The sequence below is a fragment of the Lutibacter sp. genome (assembly GCF_040883305.1).
In the GTDB taxonomy this organism is placed as follows: Bacteria; Bacteroidota; Bacteroidia; order Flavobacteriales; family Flavobacteriaceae; genus Lutibacter.
Map to the genome: position 1 here is coordinate 1 of NZ_JBFLKT010000431.1, position 4718 is coordinate 4718.

The 4718-nt window shown below is 30.2% G+C and carries 2 protein-coding genes and 1 pseudogene; all 3 read right to left on the bottom strand.

Going from position 1 to position 4718, the window contains the following annotated elements:
* Positions 1–65 precede the first annotated feature (65 nt).
* Positions 66–1700, bottom strand: coding sequence for a class I SAM-dependent DNA methyltransferase (locus AB1Z17_RS13990; protein WP_368052387.1), 1635 nt, complete (start codon positions 1698–1700; stop codon positions 66–68).
* A 12-nt stretch (positions 1701–1712) separates the two neighbouring features.
* Entirely contained in the window at positions 1713–2831 is a 1119-nt protein-coding gene (locus AB1Z17_RS13995; protein ID WP_368052388.1) for an ATP-binding protein, read from the bottom strand.
* 229 nt (positions 2832–3060) lie between these two features.
* A pseudogene (locus AB1Z17_RS14000) lies at positions 3061–4718 on the bottom strand (type I restriction endonuclease subunit R); the annotation flags it as partial.

Sequence of the window (4718 nt, forward strand, 5' to 3'; positions counted from 1 at the left end):
AGTCTGATGTTTCAAAACACGTTTACACATAGAAATTTTGCCTAAAGAACCTAAATTACTAATATTCATAATTTATCGTATTTCAAACTCTTTAAATTCTTTTGAATCTCTTTTTCCAAACTTTTACTTTCAGCAAACAAACTTTCTAAATTGGTTTCAAAAGTGTTCATTTTAGTAGTAAATTCTTCCGCAGAAATATCTATATATTCAATTTTAACTTCAAAATATTGCCCTGCACTTAAACTGTAGTTTTTTGCTTCAATGTCCTTATAACTTACTACTACCGAAAAATCATCTTCAGCAGTTTTAGCATTAAACGTGTCAATAATTTTTTGTTCTTCAATATCGCTTAATACTGTTTTTTGGTTTTTACCTTCTTTTACTTTGGTTCCTAAATTAGAAGCATCAATTAACACTACATCTCCTTTATTTTGTTTGTCTAAAAATAAAATACTTACGTTAGTACCGGTAGTTGCAAATATGTTACTTGGCATAGAAACCACACCTGCCAACATTTTAGCTTCCACCATTTTTGTTCTAATTTTCTTTTCAATACCACTTTGTGCGGTAATAAAACCAGTTGGCACTACAATAGCCGCTTTTCCTTTTGTAGAAAGTGAGTGCATAATGTGTTGTATAAACAAGGTGTAAATTGCCATACTGTCCTTTTTTGCTTTTGGCACATTTGGTATGCCTGCAAAAAAGCGATCGTGGTTTTCTTTGGTATCTAAATCTACACTGTAATCGCTAAAATCTAATTTAAAAGGCGGATTTGAAACTATATAATCGAAGGTTTCTAATTTTCCCTGTTCATTTTTATGATACGGATGTAAAATGGTATTTCCTTGTATAATATTTTGAATGGAATGTACCAGATTGTTTAAAATTAAATTCAATCGCAACAAACTAGATGATTTTTGAGAAATATCCTGCGAGTAAATAGTACATTTTTCTTCGCCAATAGCGTGTGCTAAATTCATTAACAAGGTTCCCGATCCTGCACTGGGATCGTAACAGGTTACGTTACTTACATTGGTATCTGTAACCAAACAGGCCGCCATAATTTTAGCAACTGCGTGTGGTGTAAAATATTCGGCATATTTACCGCCGCTATCTTTGTTATAATCGGAAATTAAGTATTCAAAAATAGTAGCGTAAAAATCGTATTTCTCATTAAATATTTTCTCAAAACTAAAATTTACCAGTTTGTTAATAATAGCCTTGCAAAAAGCATCACGTTTTGAAGGAGAAACAAATTCACTTACTCTATCAAACAAAATTACTTTTGCTCCACCATCTTCTTTTACCGAAAATATATCGGTATTTGCAGTTGCAATGGCAAACAAGGTATCATCAAATAATTGCCCAAAATTGGGTTTATCCTGGTTATGATACAATGCAGCAATAAAATGTTCTGGTTGCAATTGTGCGGTACCTTCACTTACTTGCATCAACAACATTTCATAATCGTTTTTGCTGTAGTTTTTTAAGGTTTCCTGCCAGTTTTCATCGGTTGCTAAATTTTTGTCTATTTGCTTTACTTCAAAAGCAAACTTATCGTTTAAAAACTTGTATAAAAATACCTGTGTTATAATTTTAAATTCATTTCCATCATTCCCTAAACCATAATTTGCACAAACGCTTTTTAAATCGTCTATAAGTGCTTTGGTTTGGGTTTCAAATTTTGCAGTATCGGTCATTTATTTTATTGCTTATATTATTGTAAACTTTCTGAAATTTGTTCTATCAATTATTACTTCTTTTGCGTTGTATTCATTTACAAAGGTTTTTGGTAATTTGAGTTTTTTCTTTGCATTCCATTTAAATTCAAAGCCCGTAATAATTCCATTATGTTCTTCAACTAAATCTACTTCTTGTTGTTGTTTGGTGCGCCAAAAATACATTTTAGCATTTGTGCTTTTATAGGTGTTTTGCTTTAGTCTTTCTGCTATTAAGAAATTTTCCCATAAAGCACCCGTATCTTGACGTAAGTTTAAAGGGGTAAAGTTTCCTAATACCATATTTCTAACGCCATTATCGTAGAAATATATTTTTTTATTTTTTTTGATTTCATTTCGCAGGTTTCTGCTAAAACTGTTGAGTTTAAAAACTACATATCCTTTTTCAAGTATATCTATATAACTTGAAACTGTATTTTTATCTACACCAACTATTTGTGCTAACTCATTATAATTTACTTCACTACCTAATTGAAGCGCTAAGGCTTGAACTAGTTTTTCAAGCACTTCTGGCTTTTTAATATTAGAGTAAGCCAAAATATCTCTATATAAATAACTATTTACCAATTGTTTTAAAAGGTCTTTTTCTTCACCAGAATTATTTAAAACATCAGGGTAAAAACCATATAATAACCTATTTTCTAATTGCTGTTCTGCTACCAAATAATTATGCTTATCTTCAAACTCTTCCCAACTAATAGGATATAATTCATACTCCCATTTTCTTCCTGTTAGGGGTTCATTTAGTGCACTTGACAAATCGAAAGATGATGAGCCGCTTACAAATAACTGCACGTCTTTAAATTGATCTGTTATAATTTTTAGCGTCAATCCAATACCTTCTATTCTTTGTGCTTCATCAACAAAAATAATTTTATTAGCCCCTATAATACTTTTAATTTGCTCTGTATTAGGATTGTTTAGCAAGTTTCTTACAGTAGGATCGTCTCCATCTAAAAAGAGATGCTTTTTATTGTTAATTATATCTTTTATTAAAGTTGTTTTCCCTACTTGTCTTGGACCAACTACTATAATAGCTTTCCCTTTATTTATTTTGCTCTCAATAGTATCTTTTAATGTACGCTTATACATATTTCTTTTTTTAACAAATATACATTTTTATATTGTATTCACTAATAGTTATGTTTTTTAGTGAATGTAATCACTTAAAGTAATGGTTTTTCGTATTTTCGGTAATTTATAATTCTTAATCATCTCTATTTCAATTTAACATACTTATTACCGATCGTTTTACACTTCCATTAAAAGCTAAAAATAGCACTAACTGGTTGACCGGCATTTCCAGACAACCACTTTATTTTTAAGCTACGTTACCGTTGTATTCGTTAATATATTCTTTTGTTACTAGGTTTATAATGCGTTTAGATTTATCAAGATCAAGCGGAATATTTTTCTTCTTAAATTCTACAATTACTAAACGAGCTATCATTTTATCTACAAAACTTTCATTTTCTAATATTTTTGAATTTTGTAAAATATGGTTATCTACTTCTTCTTTCAGTTCGCTCAATACTTCAAATAATTTTTGTTCGCTATCCGTTAACGGATCTTTTTCTAGTAAGCGTTTATGAATTCGTGCATATTTTGCATCGTTTTCATACTTTGCTCTTATCAATTCATTTTTACGTTCCAGTTCTTTGGCTTTGGAATAAATTTTCTCTAAAGCTACAATATTGGCTTCCATTTCGGCTTTGGTAACTTCGCTTAAATTTTTCTTTTTAAACAAACGTTCCAATTCTTCTTTTAATGAAATAAATACAGGATCTTTTTGATCGAAATTACCTGCTAAACCTTCTCTGGTTTTTTGTAAAATATTCTTTAACTGATCGGCTAAAATTAGTTCTTCTTCCTTTATTTTGGTAAAAGCAAAAAGTACATCTTCTAATGCTATGTTTAAAATATTGGTAGTATCAACACTATTTTCTAAGGTTTCTTTGGTATTTATTAGTGCTAAATGATTGTTTGCTTCTCTTGATAAAATGGTTAGTTTTCTAAAATCGAGTTTTTCCAACAAATCGTAATTACCACTTAAACGGATTAAATTGTATAAGCTCTTCGCGTTATTTAATGCTTTTGCAATCTCCAACATTTGTTTACGATCACTTATCTTCGTAATTTGTTGCGAGAAAATTTCAGCATTTTTGGTGTCGAAATAAAACAACGCATCTTTAATTTCATTAATCTGTGTTTCAATCTCTTCAGGTGATAGAAATAAATCAGAATAGTATTGCATTTCATCGCCTAACTCACTTTGTAACTCATCAAAATAGGCTTTGTTGGTTTTATCAAACTCACTTTGTATGTCTGCAAAATCAACTACGTAACCATATTTAAAATCGTTATAGGTTCTATTAACACGCGTTAACGTTTGCAATAAATTATGTGATTTTATAACTCGTCCAATGTATAATTTTTTCAATCGTTTGGCATCAAATCCAGTTAACAACATATTGTAAACAAACAACAAATCAATTTTCCCTTCTTTAAAATCCTCAACCCAATCTTTCCGATCTTGTTTTGTGCCAATATCGTGTAAAATAACCGCCGCTTTTTTTACTTTTACGGCTTCTTTTTTCTGCTTACCATAACTTGGTTTTGGTTCCGCAGCCATTGGCATTGCTTCTAATTCTGAATTATTTGTTGGCTGTGCATATTTTGAAGTGAAAATCTCAAACATCATTTTTGCCTGATCTGAAGAGTCACAAACCACCATTCCTCCAATAGTTGCATCATTCATAGAAGTTCTACTTTTTTCAAAATCTGAAACAATATAATCTAACATAGGTTCTACAAACTTATGATGCGAATACACCACTTTTTTGTCGGAATTTCCTTTTAGAATTTCTATTTCTTCTAAAGCCTTTGCAAGCGTTAATTTATAACTCGTTTCAATTTCTTCACGAATTAAACGTAGTGTATAACCATCAGCAATAGATTTATTGTAATAATATTTATGAA

Coding starts and splice junctions, on each gene's coding strand:
- AB1Z17_RS13990 (WP_368052387.1), bottom strand. CDS start 1,700: ATGACCGATACTGCAAAATTTGAAACCCAAACCAAAGCACTTATAGAC.
- AB1Z17_RS13995 (WP_368052388.1), bottom strand. CDS start 2,831: ATGTATAAGCGTACATTAAAAGATACTATTGAGAGCAAAATAAATAAA.